Consider the following 14,019-nt stretch of genomic DNA (forward strand, 5'->3'; position numbering starts at 1 on the left):
TGCCAGTATCTTTGTGACATCAAGCAGTTGCTCATGCAACATCCTTTGTGACGCCGGGCAGGATAAGCTTGGCCTTCAGCCCGCCCCATTCACCGCGGGAAAGCTCGAGCCGTCCCTGGTACTCGTTGGAAATCTCGGTGACGATCGAAAGGCCGAGCCCGGTTCCGGGCTTGCTTTCGTCGAGCCTGCGGCCGCGCTTCAGCGCCTCGCGGATCTGGTCCGGCTCCAGGCCCGGCCCGTCATCCTCGACGGCGAGCTCCACCCAGTGGCGGCGCCCGCTCGCTTCCACCCCCTTTACATCCTCGCCGGCCTCGACGGCCGAAAGCCGCACCCTGCTTTTGGCAAAACGCGCCGCATTTTCCAGAAGATTGCCGACGGTCTCCTCGAGATCCTGCTGCTCCATGGCGACGGCCAGATGCGGTGGCGAGACGACGAGATCGAATTCGGTATCGACGTTCAGCCGGCGCATGACGCGCACCAGCCGTTCAAGCGCCGGCTCGGCATCGGTGCGGGCGAGTACGGATTCGCGCTGCGCGGCGATGCGCGCCCGATTGAGATAGGACTGCACCTGCCCCTGCATCGATTCCGCCTGGCTGCGCACCAGCTCGCCATGGGATTTTTCGAGCACGCGCGCCTCGTTCAGGAGCACGGCGATCGGCGTCTTCAGCGAATGCGCGAGATTGCCGACCTGCATGCGGGCCCGCTCGACGATACGGCGATTGCTGTCGATCAGCGCGTTCACCTCGTTGGCGAGCGGCAGGATTTCGCGCGGGAAGTCGCCTTTCAGCTGTTCGCTCTCGCCGGCGCGAATGCGCTCCAGCGCGGCGCGTGCCTTGTCGAGCGGCTTCAGGCCATAGAGAATCGCCAGCGCGTTGACGATCAGGCTGCCGACGCCGAAACCGGCGAGCGCCAGATAGAGGCTGTGGGAAAAGGTACGCACGTCGTCTTCGACGACATCGACGTTGCCGGTGACGCGGAAGCGCGCCGCGCGCCCGTCGGTATCGAGCACCACTTCGGTTTCGGCCACTTGCACACGGTTCCCGGAAGCATCCGTCACCTGATAATAGCGCTCGTAATTCTTGTCAAAGGGCGCTTCGACGACGGAGGGAACCGGAATGAGCGCCGAGCCGAGCGAAGGCGAGACCAGCGGTGCCGTCGTATAGGTGCCGAGCGGCTCCACCACCCAGTACCAGCCGGTCTTCGGCTGGGCAAAACGCAGGTCGCCGAGCTGCGGGCTGCCGCTGAGCGCACCCTGATCGCCGATCGTCACCGAATTGATGACGTTATAGAGCTGCGCCCGCAACAGATCCTGGAAACCGCGTTCGGCGCTCTTGCGGTAGAGGGTGGAGATCAGCAGACCGATCACCACCAGCGCCACCGTCGACCAGACCGTGGTCAGCAGCAACACACGTGCGGTGAGCGACTTAATTCGCATGTTTCGGCGCTTGGATACGGTAACCGAGACCGCGCACCGTTTCGATCAGGTCGACCCCCATTTTCTTGCGCAGCCGGCCGACGAAGACCTCGATCGTGTTGGAATCGCGGTCGAAATCCTGGTCGTACATATGCTCGACCAGTTCCGTGCGCGAGACGACCTCGCCCATGTGATGCATGAGATAGGAAAGCAGGCGATATTCGTGCGAGGTCAGCTTCAGCGTCGTGCCGTTGACCGTCGCCTTCGAGGATTTGGTATCGAGCCGCACCGGCCCGCAGATGATCTCGGATGAGGAATGCCCGGCTGCGCGCCGGATCAGCGCCCGAATGCGGGCCAGCACTTCCTCGACATGGAAGGGCTTGGTGACGTAGTCGTCGGCACCGGCGTCGATGCCGGCGACCTTGTCGCTCCAGCGGTCGCGCGCCGTCAGGATCAGCACCGGCACGCCGCGGCCGGCGCCGCGCCATTTTTCAAGAACGGTCACCCCGTCCATCTCCGGCAGGCCGATATCAAGGATGATGGCGTCATAGGGCTCGGTGTCGCCGAGGAAATGGCCTTCCTCGCCGTCGAACGCCTGGTCGACGACATAACCCGCCTCCTTCAGCGTGTCGGCCAACTGCCGGTTCAGATTAACGTCGTCTTCGACTACCAGGATGCGCATCGGTTCGCCTTCGTCCGCTTCAAATCGTTCAATGTCCTGAATAAGCCGATTCCGCCTACATCGGAACCTTTACCGTGACTTTGCGTGGACGCTGGCCATTGCCGGACACGAGAACGGTGATGATGCAGGTATCGCCCACCGGTTGCACGGACAGGAGCTGGCCGCCCGTCTGCTCGACGACCTGGGCTGCGGCGGCGCTGCAATCGCCTCCGATACGCACGACAAAAGTGCCCGCGGCGTCCGGTGAGGGCGCCGATACCACCAGTCCGGCGGCCAATGCTGCGACGCTCAGAGGAAAGGCCATGTGTTATGCTTTCAAGGTAATGCCAACTTGCCCCGAATATGTACTCACGCGACCTGAATGGCAAATGAATGCGCTGTAATGCAGGGTGTTTAGAACTGTTCTCGACTGTTCGGGGCAGCCGGTTTCAGCGCCTGTAAACCGCCGCCGCAGCAAGCTCCGGCGGCCGCCGTTGCGGCCAAAAACGATACCATCAGCCTTGGTATCCAAGCATTCTTCATCACCTCCGGTAAAGGCGGAAAGCCGGCGGGACCGACACACAGTCTTTGTCTGCGAATCGGCCGCGCTCTTCCGATTTCCGCCGCCCGCAGCTTTCACCGGCCGGTTGAAACTGTTATGTCCTTGCTGCCCCACTTTTCAGACCGTTTCAGCACCAATGCCAAAATTCTCCCGCTTCCGCTCGGCGCAGACGGTCACCGTCCTTGCCGTTACCCAGCTGATCGGCTGGGGCACGACTTTCGACATGCTCGGAGTCATGGGCCGCGTCGTGGCGCCCGATCTCGGCCTGCCGAACGAGGTGGTGTTTGCCGGCCTGACGATCATGATGGTAGTCAGCGCCATCGTTGGTCCGGCAACCGGCCGCTGGCTCGGCCGCTATGGTGCTGCCCGGGTACTTTCGGCCTCCTCGCTGACCTTTGCGCTTGGCCTGCTTCTGCTGGCTGCCGCAAACGGCATCGTGCTCTATGCCGGCGCCTGGATCATCATCGGCATCGGCGGCGCGTTCGGCCTCTCGGCACCGGCCTATACCGCCGTCGTCGAGCGCGAAGGGGCGAACGGCAAACGCGTCATCGCCATCCTGATGCTGTTCACCGGGCTTTCGAGCGCCATCTTCTGGCCGATCCTCAGCCTGCTCAACGAGGCGGTCGGCTGGCGCCTCACCTTCGTGGTTTGTGCGGCGCTGCAATTCTTCGTCTGCCTGCCGCTGCATCTTTTCGCCCTGCCGAAGCCGATCGCAACACATGTCGACGGCGGCACAGCCGAAATCGCTCCGGTGCCGCTGTCGAAGGCCAAGCAGCGCAAAGCCTTTCTGCTGATCGCCGCGGCGACGACGATCTCGACCTTCGTCACCTTCGGCATCTCGCCATCACTGCTCGAAATCTTCCGCCAGTCCGGCGCTTCGCCGGCCTTTGCGCTGCAGCTCGGCTCGGCACGCGGCGTCCTCGGCATCTCCGCGCGCTTCCTCGACATGCTGCTCGGTCGGCGCGGCAACTCCATGCTCAGCGCGGTCATGGGGATCAGCCTGATGATGATGAGCTTCCTGATCATGCTGGTCGCCAGCCCGTCGACGCCGCTGCTCGTCACCTTCGTCCTGCTCTACGGGTTTGGCACCGGCGTCATGACCGTCGCCCGCGCGCTGCTGCCGCTGGCGCTGTTCTCACCGCGCGAATTCGGACTGCAATCGGCCCGGCTGTCGCTGCCGCAGAACCTCGCCAACGCCATCGCCCCTGTCATCTTCACCGCCATCCTCGACCGCGCCGGCACCGGGCCGGCGCTCGCCGCCTGCGCCGTTCTGGCGGCATTGTCGCTCATCTTCGTGCTGATGTTGATGGCGCTGGTGCGCGGCGCCCGTGCGTCGGAATCAGCCATTCTTGATGTGTCTTGATTATCATCCACGCATAGACGAGAGCGGCTTTCCGTCCACCCGCGCCGACCGCTGCGGTCGACCCGACCATGAACAAGCAGCCGCTTTTGACGAATCTTTTGAATCGCTTGCCGCCGCTTTTTCGAAAGTTGAGTCCGGTGGTTCGGAAGTTGAGCCAGCTTCAGAGCGATCCGAATCCGGAAAATCATTCATCCATTTGAAATTTCAATGGAATACAGCGTGGCCGAACTCTTTCGCAAGTCAGAGCGGCCGCGTCACCGCCGTGCGGCTGTCGTAATCGGCGGCGATGCGCTTTTCCCGGAGCGGCCGCACGCGATCGATCGAGAGCTGATAATCGGGATGCGCCTTGTAAGCAGCAAGGGCCGCTTCGTCGTCGAATTCGCCATAGACCACGAGATCGATCTCGGTGCCCAACTGATCGGTCTTCACATTGGTGCCGATTTCCAGCAGCCGCGCATGCGGAATGCCGGTCAGTATAGAAAGCCCGGCCCTCACCTCCTGCAGATGTTTCTCCTGCACGGTGAAGAAGACGATATGACGGATCACGCGGAAGCTCCTGTCAGATGTATAAAATGATGGAGCGACCTTGGCGCACCCTATCGGACGCGCCGCACTCCAGCTGTCAGCCGCGCGATAACATGCGCGCCCCAGGCCTTCAACCGCGCGAGCATGCCATGGGCCGCATCGGGACGTATCGCCGCATCGAAGACCATGGCATAGGCGGCGAGCTTTTCCGCCCGGTCGGTGCCATTGACGATGCGGCGCGCATTCACCCAGTCGGCGGTCGTTGCATTCAGATGATCGGCGAGCTTGTGGCCGGTAAAGCTGCCCTGCAGCATGCCCTCGATCAGGATCGTCACCGCCGCATCCATCTCCATCGCCCGGTCGGGTCGGGCAACGAGGTCGATCCCCGTCAGCGCACTCATCGCCTCATAGTTCCGCTTATGGGTCAGCTGCACCAGGCCGCGGCCAAGCCAGCTGCAGCCATCCTCGTCCGGCCGCCAGTAGGGCGTCTTCACCCAGGAGAGCCGGCCTGCGGCAAAGGCCGTCTCCAGGATCTCGACCGCGCGCGCATCGCTTTCCGCCAGCGTCTCACGCACCGGCTGCATCGTATAAGCGGTCTCGTGGTAAGCGGTTGCGAGGATGTAAGCGAGCCACCGCCGGTCGGCATCGGCAAACCGTTCTTCCCAGGCGTCGAGGATCGCCGTGATACCCACTACCTGAGGCTGCGTCAGCTCTCCCTTGAAGAGTCCGTGCCGCACAACATCGAAAAAGAATGCCCGGTCCATGTGGACAACCATTCCGCGCTTCCCTCAAATATCAAGGTTAAAACTATCTTAATCGATTAAATTCGATTTAATCGTTTAAAGTGTTTAAGCCACTGATTTACACGCCTTTTGTCTTGTGCAATGCATCTTCCTGCCCTGAAGCCTTACCACGAAAAGAGGAGACTTCCGATGCAGACCTCCGCCAATGCCCCAACCACCATTCCCCAGCATGTCGTCGACCAGATGGAAAACGAATGGCGCCAGGTTCGCCCTGAACGGGAAAATACGCGCCCGGCCCAGCAGCCTCAACAGCAACGCTGAAATAGACGCAAAGCAATACCGATGGAAGCTCGAGCGCCGCCCCAGCGCCCGATCAATGCCCCGGCCAGTCACTCGTGGCCGGGTGAATTTTTTCATAGGTACAATAAACGTCCCAGCGGTTTGACCGCCCCTCATCGCATCACAGAATCAAACCGTTTCGCCAGCGTGTCCAAGGACCGGGTGAAAACCACCCTGTCGTCCAGCGCACGCGATAGCACCAGCGCGCCCTGAATACCCGCGACGCCCTCCTCGGCGAGCGTTTGCGCCTCCCCCTCAGAGCAGCCTGCCCGCATCAGCGCTGACAGCAAGGCGTCGATCCAGCGGATAAAATAATCGCCGATCTCTGCCGAAAACCGCTCGCGGGTCTCGTCAAGCGCGAAGGCACCGACGAGGCAGATGCGGCGACCGGAGCGGAAATAATCGTTCACATTCGTCCACATTGCCGCGATCGCCTCACGGGCGTCGTCCTTTCTCAGCGGCTGATAGATCGCATGTTCGAACCAGGCATCGACATCGGCGAGCACGGCGCCCGCCATCTCCTCCTTGCCTCCGGGAAAGAAGTGGTAAAGGCTGCCCTTGCCGATGCCGGTACGTTCGGTGATGCGGCTGAGCGACGTGCCCTCATAGCCGAGTTCGCGGAAGATTTCGGCGAGCAGCGGCACGATGTCGGCGCGTTCGTAGACAGTTTTCACCCGCGAACTTCCCTTGGCTTGATCAGAGGCCGAGTTCGGTCAGACCGGGATGCTCGTCCGGCCGGCGGCCGAGCGGCCAATGGTACTTGCGCTCCGATTCCCGGATCGGCAGGTCGTTAATGCAGGCGAAGCGGCGCTGCATCAAACCGGCGGCGTCGAACTCCCAGTTTTCGTTGCCATAGGAGCGGATCCAGTTGCCGCTGTCATCGTGCCATTCATAGGCGAAGCGCACGGCGATGCGATGATCGGTGAAGGCCCAGATCTCCTTGATCAGCCGGTAATCCAGCTCCTTTGCCCACTTGCGGGTGAGGAAGGCGACAATCTCGGCGCGGCCGGTGATGAATTCGGCGCGGTTCCGCCAGCGGCTGTCCAGCGTATAGACGAGCGAGACGCGCTCGGGATCACGGCTGTTCCAGCCGTCCTCGGCAAGACGGACTTTCTGGGTGGCAGTCTCAAGGTTGAAAGGCGGGACGAGGCTGGACATAGGTTCTCCGGGGCGTTCCTGTACTGAACAGTTATCATTGTACTGATCGGTACAATGAGTGGCAAGCCGCTTCGAGACGGTATCAAAGGCCGGAAGGCAGGCTCCACCGCAGCGGCAGGGCATCCGGGCGAAGCACGATCTCTTCCGGCGTGAAACGCCACAGCCGTTCCGCCCGTTGAAAGGCGGCGACCTCGGGCGAATCCAGCAGCACCTCGACGTTTCCCGTCATTTGCAGCATGTCGCCGGTTTCGAAATCGATGAAGACCAGCCCTGCCTTCGGGTTGACGAGGAAATTGCCCAGCGTGTTGAAGAACCGATTGCCGGGAAAATCGGGAACGGTCAGCACGCCGTCGGCGCCGACACGCACGAAGCCGGCATCGCCGCCGCGATGGGACACGTCCACCTGCCGCTCGCCATTGTCACGATCGACATAAGAGGCGACGAAAAACGTATCGGCGCCCTCCATCATCTGTCGCGCCCGATCGTCGAGTTGGCCGGAATGAATGGGTGCCATCGTCGTGGGCATATCGGGATCGCGGACGAAGGCGGAAGAGCGAAGCTGGATATACCGCGGACAATTGCCGAAGCTCTGGCAGACGCGCACCTGGAATGCTCCAGCATCCGTCCTGCGGATCACGCCGTTCAGCCGGTTGCGCCGCCGGCTCTCGAGCTGGATCCCGAGCATCGCGATCGCGTCACCATCCTCCATGCCGGCATCGGCAGGATCGGCTGCGTCGCGCGGCAGATGCACCTCGAGAATCTCCGGCTCCGGCGAGGCCATGAAACCAGGGCGCTCGGCCCTGACCGTTGCCCAGACATCACCCTTCGCATCGACAGCGCCGAGCACGACGAAAGGCAGCATCGGAAAGAAGGCGCGGTGCTGCTCCGGCATGGCCTTGCGGACGAAATTACGGCCCGGCCCGTCCATGCGTTCGGCGACACCGACGCTGCGCTGCATGGCGAGTTCGCCCGCATGCCAGGGCGATGCGGCGTTCTGTCTTGTCTGTTCCAGTATCACGGCCTCCTTCAGGGCAGCACTTGGGGAACCGGGGCAGCGTCCCTGCCCCGGCGGTTTCTCACGCGGCAAGGCCGATCTTGGTCTTGCGAAAGCCGACGAAACCCGGCAGCGCCTCGATGCGCGCAAGCCAGGCACGAACGCTTGGATAGGCCGAGATATCGACATTGCCCTCCGGCGCATTGGCAATGTAGCTGTAGAGCGCCACGTCGGCGATCACAGGATTGTCGCCGAGCAGGAAGCTGCGACCGGAGAGCTCCGCCTCGATCAGCGCAAGAATGCAGTGCGCCCGGGCAATCACCTCGTCGGTGCGGAAATCGGCGCCGAAGACGGTGACTAGGCGCGCAGCACATGGCCCATAGGCGATCTCGCCTGATGCAACCGAGAGCCATTTCTGTATCCGCGCCCCGGCCACCGCCTCTTCCGGCAGCCAGTCGGTGCGGCCGTATTTGCGCGCGAGATAGACGAGGATGGCGGAGGAATCGGCAATGACGGTGCCATTGTCGTCGAGCACCGGCACCTGGCCAAAGGGATTGAGCTTCAGAAAGTCCGGCGCCTTGTGGGCGCCAGCCGCCAGATCGACCTCGACCAGTTCATAGGACACGCCGAGCAGCGACAGAAACAGGTGGGCCCGGTGGGCATGGCCGGAAAGCGGGTGATGGTAGAGTTTCATGATGGTTCCTCTGGTCTTCTAATCGATGGGACGCGGTTGGCGATGGCCGCTTCGAACCATCTGCGGCATAATTTACTGCCTTCCATCTGGCTGCAGTAGAATGCTAATCTGGAAGGCATCTTACCAATTCATGGAAGGATAGAATGGACCGCCTCGACGCCATGACCGTGCTTCTTGCCGTTGTCGAACAGGGCAGCCTGTCGGCCGCCTCACGGCATCTGCGATCCCCGCTCGCAACCGTCAGCCGCAAGGTTTCGGAACTGGAAGCCCATCTCAACGCCCAGCTGCTGCAGCGGAGCAACCGGAAGATCACGCTGACGGAAGCCGGCCGCTCCTATGTCGAGGCGGCACGGGAAATTCTCGATCGGGTGGAAGAGGCGGAACGGACGGCCGCCGGCGAATACAGCGCCCCGAAGGGGGAGTTAACGATGACCGCGCCGATCGTCTTCGGTCGGCTGCATGTCCTGCCTGTCGTGGTGGATTTCCTGAAAGCCTATCCCGATATCAATCTGCGGCTGATGCTTGGCGACCGGCTGTCGAACCTCGTCGAGGATCATATCGACGTGGCGCTGAGGATCGGCAACCTGCCGGACAGCAACCTGATCGCCACAAGGCTCGGCGCGATCCGCCGCGCGGTCTATGCCAGCCCGGATTATCTGACACGGCACGCCCCGCCCCGGCACCCAGGCGATCTCGCCGGGCATGACTGCGTCACCTTCGAGGGTATGGCCTCGATGCTGAGCTGGACATTCACCGAGGGGAAACATGATCACGCCGTGCCGATCCGCTCACGGCTGGCCGTCAACACCGCCGAGGCCGCGGTCGATGCGGCTGTCGCCGGCCTCGGCATCACCCGCGTGCTCTCCTACCAGGCCGCGCGCGCCGAGATGGCCGGGCTGTTGGTGCCGCTGCTTGCCGATTTCGAACCACCGCCGGCGCCGGTGCATCTCGTCTATCCCGCGCAAGGCCTGGTACCCCTGAAGCTGCGGGCGCTGCTCGATTTCGCGACGCCGCGCCTGCGCGCGACGCTGAAATAGGCGTCAGGCAAGCTTGCCCTCTTCCGCCTTGTAGAAATACTGGCTGGCGACCAGCCAGCCCTTCAGCGGCCGGAGCGGCGGAATGCAGGTGGCGAGCATGAAGGGACCGGTGACTAGAAGCTGCACCCAGATCGGCGCTGAAAAGGCCACCTCCAGCCAGACGCCGAGCAGCACGCTCGGGATGCAGGCGAAGCAGATGACGAAGAAGGCCGGACCGTCGGCCGGATCGGCGAAGGAATAATCGAGACCGCAGACCTCGCATTCCGGCTGCAACGTCAGGAAGCCCTTGAACATATGGCCCTGGCCGCAGCGCGGGCAGCGTCCCTTGATGCCGGTCTGCATCGGAGGAAGTGGGGGATATTCCGTGTCCATGACGATCTCGCTTTCTTTGCTTCGCAGATATCGATACGATCAATACCTAAAATGACTGCATGCAATATAATTACATTAGATGGAAATTGCCAGTCAATTCGCCAGAATGCCGCAGAGCTCCCCAGCGCATGCCGGCAGCAAGTTGACTGCAGATTTATCAAGCAGCATTTGGGGCGCAGCCACGCCTGGCAGCCAGGGCGGATCAGCCGTGAACGTGACGGTTACGCTTCGCCCATGCCCGGATAGATCTGGGCGCGACCGATCTGATCTCAACCGCTCGTGCCTGATCAGCCCGAGGCGGGGTTCTGCGTCAGAAGAACGACGCCGCCATTTCCGGCGGGCCGTCCAGCGCGTGAGCCATGAATTCCAGTGCGCCCTGCAGTTTCTCCCGGGTGATCGGTCCGCCAAGGCAGACACGCACGGCCTCGGGTGCCGTGCCCTCGACCGTGAAGGCATCGCTTGCGACGACGCCGATGCCGGAGGAACGGGTATGGCTGCCGAAGGTAGAGCGGGTCCAGCCGTTGGAGAGCGGCAGCCAGATGTTGAAACTAATCGGATCGGCGCGGTAGCTGCCGGCCGGCAGGATGGCGGCGACCATTTGCTGGCGGGCGGCGGCTTCGGCACGGATGAAACGCAGGATCGTATCGGCGGTGCCGTCTTCGATCCAGCGGGTGGCGAGCGCCACGGTCAACGGCGAGGCCATGACATTGTTGGCGCGCATGGCGCTGACGAAGGGCCACACGGCCTTACTGTCAGGCGCCACGACATAGGCAAGTCGCAGACCCGCGCCGATGCATTTCGCCAGTCCGCCGATATGCCAGGTCAGATCGGGCGCTGTTGCGGCGAGCGGCGCCGGGCCGTGCTGCGGAATGAAACCATAGGCATCGTCCTCGACGATCGGCACGTGATATTTGCGGGCAACCGCGCAGATCTCCTCGCGGCGCCTGGCCGGAATGGTCAGCGTCGTCGGGTTCTGCAGCGTCGGATTGAGATAGAGCGCCTTCGGCTTCAATCTCTCGCAGGCCTCGGCAAAGGCGTCCGGCAGGATACCGTCCCCGTCCATCGGCAGACCGGCCAGATTGAGCCGCAGCTGGGCGGCGATCGAGCGCATACCGGGATAGGTGATGATTTCCGAAAGCACGGTCTCGCCCGGTTTTGCCAGCAGGCCGAAGATCGCCAGCAGGGCCGGATGGGCGCCGGGTGTGACGAAGATGCGCTCCTGCGAGGGCACCAACCCGCGACGGCTGAGCCAGGAGGCAGCAGCCTCCTTGTCCATGCTGGAGCCGCCGAAGCCCTGGTAGCGCAGAAGCGGAATGAGGTTCGCCGTCACCGCCGACATGCCCTCGCGCATGCGGGCGATCAGTTCGGGATCATCCGGTTCCGGCGGCATGTTCATCGAGAAATCGACAATGGAGGCGCGGCGGGGATCGGGCGCGGCGTCGAGCGCGAATCCCTGGCGCTCCTTGTCGGCGCCACCGGTAACGAAGGTGCCTCGGCCGACATGCGAATCCACAAGCCCGCGCTTCTGCGCCTCGACATAACCTCTCGCCACTGTCGTGAAATCGACGTTCAGCCGCTTGGCGAGTTCGCGTTGCGGCGGCAGCCGGTCCCCAACCACCAGATGCCCGCTGCGCAGATCCATTTCGATCACATCGGCGATCGCCATATAACGCGGGCTGCTGCTGCGGCTGAGATCGGGATGCCAGTCTTTCATGTCGCGTTCCGTGTCGGTCTGATTCCTGATGAGATTGACCGTATATTGTTGCACAATGCCGCTGTCACGAAAAATGTCGCGCGCCAAGTCCGGAGAACGACGCAGGACGGAATGGCGCAGCTTTGCGCATGCCCTAAAGACGGATTGTCGCGATTTGACTGCTGTTTGCGCAAATACAATCTGGCACGGCGACCGCGCTGTCGCAGGCCGATTTCGGCGGCGTTTGCGCCAATGACATGCTGACGATCTGCTCGGCTTGCCGATCGGGCTTTCACCCGAGAAGGCCCGGGTGAGGCGCGAGGACGGCAAGACAATCGGCGGCGTCTTCAGCGCGCCTTGACGAGGGTTTGCCGCGCGCTATGGCTTCAGGCGTAGGCCGCGAAAGCGTCAATGCCGGTCAGCCTTGCCGACAAGATCCACAGGCGTGCTGCCTCCTCGGGATCGGCTGCATGGTCGCTGACGCCGCCGGGTTCTCCAGCCGTTGCGCGGATGGCGATATCGCAGTCCTCGCAATAGAGGCCTCCCATACCGTCGAGTTGCGGCGAGGTCGCCGCCCAAACCAGCGTGGCGGCCCCCTGGGATGGCGTCTTGAATGTCGGATCAATCGGGTTGCCGTCCGCATCGATCCAGCCGGCACTGACCATTTCCTCCTTTGCGAGATGGCGCTGCAAGGGGGTAAAGATCTTGCCGGGGTGCAGGGAGAAGGCGCGGATGCCGGTGTCGCGCCCGAGCCTGTCCAGATGCACGGCGAAAAGTGCGTTGGCAGTCTTCGACTGTCCGTAGGCCCGCCATTTGTCGTAACCGGTCTCGAATTGCACATCCTCCCATCGTATGGCCGAGTTGTGATGGCCACCGGAGGAAACCGAAACGATGCGAGCGCCGGGCGAGATCGCCGGCCAAAGGCGGTTGACCAAGGCGAAATGGCCGAGATGATTGGTCGCGAACTGTGCCTCCCATCCGTCGCCGACACGCGTTTCCGGGCAGGCCATGATGCCGGCGCTGTTGATCAGGATGTCGATGCTGCGGCCAGACGCGACGAACCGCTCGGCAAAGACGCGAACGCTTTCGAGGTCGGAAAGGTCGAGCCGATCAATCTCTACGCCATCGATACCGGCGACCGCGCTGCGCGCCGCCTCGATGTTCCTTGCGCCGATGGTCACCTTGGCGCCGGCGCCCGCCAGAGCGCGCGTGGTCTCGAGCCCGAGGCCGGAATGGCCGCCGGTGACGATGGCGCGCTTGCCGGAAAGATCGAGACCGGCCAGAACCTCGCCGGCCGTCGTGTGGGCTCCAAATCCGGAGCCGATGGGGACTTGTTTGTCACTCATGATAATTGCCTTTGTTCTGCGACGTTGCCGTCGCTCGGGATTACGGTCGCGAGAATAAGGCGTGGTCTCCAGACGATCCATGCGGTAGAGTCCGACATCTCTTCGCCATCGTCCGGATTTTTATATGGACCCTTTATCCGATGTTCTCGCATTGCTCAAACCGCGCAGCTATGTTTCCGCGGGGCTTGACGCTGGCGGCGCTTGGGCGATCGATTTTCCGCCCCCTGATGGCATCAAGTTCAACGCGGTGATTTCAGGCGCCTGCTGGCTGAGCGTCGATGGCGTTGCCGAAGCTGTCCGCCTGGAGGAAAGCGACTGCTTTCTGCTGACGAGCCGCCGAGCCTTTCGTCTCGCCAGCGATCCGGGGCTCGAAGCGATCCCGTCCGATGCGATCTATTCGATCGCCCGCGACGGCATTGCGACTTGCAATGGCGGTGGCGATTTCTTCCTGATCGGCAGCCGTTTTTCCTTTTCAGGAGGAAATTCGGACATCCTTCTCGGAATCCTGCCACCGATCGTCCATGTGAAGAAGGATTCCGATCACGCCACCGTGCTGCGCTGGTGCCTCGATCGGATGACGCGCGAATTGCGCGACCAGCAGCCGGGTGGCTTTCTGATGGCGGAGCATTTTGCTCATGTCATGCTCATGCAGGTGTTGCGCCTCCATATCGCATCGCCGAATGCGCGCGGCGTCGGCTGGCTTTTCGCGCTTACCGACCGACGGATCGGCGCGGCTATCGGTGCCCTGCATGCCGATCCAGCCCGCAAGTGGACATTGCAGTCGCTGGCTGAACGGGCCTCGATGTCCCGGTCCAGTTTTGCTCTCCACTTCAAGGAAAAGGTCGGGCTTGCGCCGATGGATTATCTGACGCGCTGGCGCATGCTTCTCGGAGGTGACCGATTGACAAATTCGGACGAAGCAATTGCCGGTGTCGCCCTGTCGCTCGGTTATGAATCCGAAAGCGCATTCAGCACCGCTTTCAAGAGAGTGATGGGATGCTCGCCGCGGCAATATGGTCGCGCTCAGCCGCCCGCCGCTGCTATGCGAGATAGTCTCGGCGCTCAGTGAAACCTTGATTGGTGCAGGCATCGGAGGGAGGTCGCCGTTGACCTGCCAA

Annotated in this window: 16 protein-coding genes; 4 read left to right on the forward strand and 12 right to left on the reverse strand. The window is 62.5% G+C overall.

Annotated features, from left to right (window positions below; genetic code table 11):
* Window positions 1-31: 31 nt before the first annotated feature.
* From V8P77_RS21605 to V8P77_RS21615, 3 genes are read right to left on the reverse strand one after another with little or no spacing between them, the layout of a single operon-like run.
* A complete protein-coding gene (locus tag V8P77_RS21605; protein ID WP_335914180.1) occupies window positions 32-1,435 on the reverse strand; it encodes an ATP-binding protein in 1,404 nt (467 codons plus the stop codon).
* Window positions 1,425-2,096, reverse strand: coding sequence for a response regulator transcription factor (locus V8P77_RS21610; RefSeq protein ID WP_003546765.1), 672 nt, complete (start codon window positions 2,094-2,096; stop codon window positions 1,425-1,427). The genes V8P77_RS21605 and V8P77_RS21610 overlap by 11 nt, the downstream gene beginning before the upstream one ends.
* Window positions 2,097-2,151: 55 nt before the next feature.
* A complete protein-coding gene (locus V8P77_RS21615; protein ID WP_020049234.1) occupies window positions 2,152-2,400 on the reverse strand; it encodes a hypothetical protein in 249 nt (82 codons plus the stop codon).
* A gap of 373 nt (window positions 2,401-2,773) precedes the next feature.
* On the opposite strand from V8P77_RS21615, the gene V8P77_RS21620 reads away from it, so the two are divergent.
* Window positions 2,774-4,000 (forward strand): MFS transporter, encoded by a 1,227-nt coding sequence (locus V8P77_RS21620; RefSeq protein WP_335914181.1) that lies wholly within the window; start codon window positions 2,774-2,776, stop codon window positions 3,998-4,000.
* A gap of 240 nt (window positions 4,001-4,240) precedes the next feature.
* On the opposite strand, the gene V8P77_RS21625 is transcribed toward V8P77_RS21620, so the two are convergent.
* Window positions 4,241-4,546 (reverse strand): Dabb family protein, encoded by a 306-nt coding sequence (locus V8P77_RS21625; RefSeq protein ID WP_335914182.1) that lies wholly within the window; start codon window positions 4,544-4,546, stop codon window positions 4,241-4,243.
* Window positions 4,547-4,596: 50 nt separating this feature from the next.
* Window positions 4,597-5,301, reverse strand: a complete 705-nt coding sequence (locus V8P77_RS21630) for a hypothetical protein (RefSeq protein WP_335914183.1) — start codon at window positions 5,299-5,301, stop codon at window positions 4,597-4,599.
* Window positions 5,302-5,457: 156 nt separating this feature from the next.
* Here V8P77_RS21630 and V8P77_RS21635 point away from each other — a divergent pair, with 156 nt between their 5' ends.
* Window positions 5,458-5,589, forward strand: a complete 132-nt coding sequence (locus tag V8P77_RS21635; RefSeq protein ID WP_257785305.1) for a hypothetical protein — start codon at window positions 5,458-5,460, stop codon at window positions 5,587-5,589.
* A gap of 131 nt (window positions 5,590-5,720) precedes the next feature.
* On the opposite strand, the gene V8P77_RS21640 is transcribed toward V8P77_RS21635, so the two are convergent.
* From V8P77_RS21640 to V8P77_RS21655, 4 genes are all read right to left on the reverse strand, one after another.
* On the reverse strand, window positions 5,721-6,281 hold the full coding sequence (locus V8P77_RS21640; RefSeq protein WP_335914184.1) for a TetR/AcrR family transcriptional regulator: 561 nt from the start codon (window positions 6,279-6,281) through the stop codon (window positions 5,721-5,723).
* 22 nt (window positions 6,282-6,303) lie between these two features.
* Window positions 6,304-6,765, reverse strand: coding sequence for a nuclear transport factor 2 family protein (locus tag V8P77_RS21645; protein WP_335914185.1), 462 nt, complete (start codon window positions 6,763-6,765; stop codon window positions 6,304-6,306).
* Between the two features lie 82 nt (window positions 6,766-6,847).
* On the reverse strand, window positions 6,848-7,780 hold the full coding sequence (locus tag V8P77_RS21650) for a pyridoxamine 5'-phosphate oxidase family protein (RefSeq protein WP_335914240.1): 933 nt from the start codon (window positions 7,778-7,780) through the stop codon (window positions 6,848-6,850).
* Window positions 7,781-7,841: 61 nt separating this feature from the next.
* Window positions 7,842-8,453 carry a glutathione S-transferase family protein gene (locus V8P77_RS21655; protein ID WP_335914186.1) on the reverse strand — a complete coding sequence of 204 codons (612 nt, stop codon included), beginning with the start codon at window positions 8,451-8,453 and terminating at the stop codon, window positions 7,842-7,844.
* 143 nt (window positions 8,454-8,596) lie between these two features.
* Between V8P77_RS21655 and V8P77_RS21660 the strand changes: the two genes are divergently transcribed.
* Window positions 8,597-9,490 carry a LysR family transcriptional regulator gene (locus tag V8P77_RS21660; protein WP_335914187.1) on the forward strand — a complete coding sequence of 298 codons (894 nt, stop codon included), beginning with the start codon at window positions 8,597-8,599 and terminating at the stop codon, window positions 9,488-9,490.
* Between the two features lie 3 nt (window positions 9,491-9,493).
* On the opposite strand, the gene V8P77_RS21665 is transcribed toward V8P77_RS21660, so the two are convergent.
* The 3 genes from V8P77_RS21665 to V8P77_RS21675 form a co-directional block, all read right to left on the reverse strand.
* Complete coding sequence (locus V8P77_RS21665) at window positions 9,494-9,862, reverse strand: DUF983 domain-containing protein (protein WP_027665144.1); 369 nt, start codon at window positions 9,860-9,862, stop codon at window positions 9,494-9,496.
* A gap of 310 nt (window positions 9,863-10,172) precedes the next feature.
* A complete protein-coding gene (locus tag V8P77_RS21670; RefSeq protein WP_335914188.1) occupies window positions 10,173-11,576 on the reverse strand; it encodes an aminotransferase-like domain-containing protein in 1,404 nt (467 codons plus the stop codon).
* Between the two features lie 365 nt (window positions 11,577-11,941).
* Window positions 11,942-12,901: an SDR family NAD(P)-dependent oxidoreductase gene (locus V8P77_RS21675; RefSeq protein ID WP_221940159.1), complete on the reverse strand. Its 960-nt coding sequence runs from the start codon at window positions 12,899-12,901 to the stop codon at window positions 11,942-11,944.
* 124 nt (window positions 12,902-13,025) lie between these two features.
* Here V8P77_RS21675 and V8P77_RS21680 point away from each other — a divergent pair, with 124 nt between their 5' ends.
* Window positions 13,026-13,970: an AraC family transcriptional regulator gene (locus tag V8P77_RS21680; RefSeq protein WP_335914189.1), complete on the forward strand. Its 945-nt coding sequence runs from the start codon at window positions 13,026-13,028 to the stop codon at window positions 13,968-13,970.
* Window positions 13,971-14,019 lie beyond the last annotated feature (49 nt).

The sequence above is a fragment of the Rhizobium aouanii genome (genome assembly GCF_037002925.1).
In the GTDB taxonomy this organism is placed as follows: Bacteria; Pseudomonadota; Alphaproteobacteria; order Rhizobiales; family Rhizobiaceae; genus Rhizobium; species Rhizobium aouanii.

Coding starts and splice junctions, on each gene's coding strand:
- V8P77_RS21605 (WP_335914180.1), bottom strand. CDS start 1,435: ATGCGAATTAAGTCGCTCACCGCACGTGTGTTGCTGCTGACCACGGTC.
- V8P77_RS21610 (WP_003546765.1), bottom strand. CDS start 2,096: ATGCGCATCCTGGTAGTCGAAGACGACGTTAATCTGAACCGGCAGTTG.
- V8P77_RS21615 (WP_020049234.1), bottom strand. CDS start 2,400: ATGGCCTTTCCTCTGAGCGTCGCAGCATTGGCCGCCGGACTGGTGGTA.
- V8P77_RS21620 (WP_335914181.1), top strand. CDS start 2,774: ATGCCAAAATTCTCCCGCTTCCGCTCGGCGCAGACGGTCACCGTCCTT.
- V8P77_RS21630 (WP_335914183.1), bottom strand. CDS start 5,301: ATGGTTGTCCACATGGACCGGGCATTCTTTTTCGATGTTGTGCGGCAC.
- V8P77_RS21635 (WP_257785305.1), top strand. CDS start 5,458: ATGCAGACCTCCGCCAATGCCCCAACCACCATTCCCCAGCATGTCGTC.
- V8P77_RS21645 (WP_335914185.1), bottom strand. CDS start 6,765: ATGTCCAGCCTCGTCCCGCCTTTCAACCTTGAGACTGCCACCCAGAAA.
- V8P77_RS21655 (WP_335914186.1), bottom strand. CDS start 8,453: ATGAAACTCTACCATCACCCGCTTTCCGGCCATGCCCACCGGGCCCAC.
- V8P77_RS21660 (WP_335914187.1), top strand. CDS start 8,597: ATGGACCGCCTCGACGCCATGACCGTGCTTCTTGCCGTTGTCGAACAG.
- V8P77_RS21665 (WP_027665144.1), bottom strand. CDS start 9,862: ATGGACACGGAATATCCCCCACTTCCTCCGATGCAGACCGGCATCAAG.
- V8P77_RS21670 (WP_335914188.1), bottom strand. CDS start 11,576: ATGAAAGACTGGCATCCCGATCTCAGCCGCAGCAGCAGCCCGCGTTAT.
- V8P77_RS21675 (WP_221940159.1), bottom strand. CDS start 12,901: ATGAGTGACAAACAAGTCCCCATCGGCTCCGGATTTGGAGCCCACACG.
- V8P77_RS21680 (WP_335914189.1), top strand. CDS start 13,026: ATGGACCCTTTATCCGATGTTCTCGCATTGCTCAAACCGCGCAGCTAT.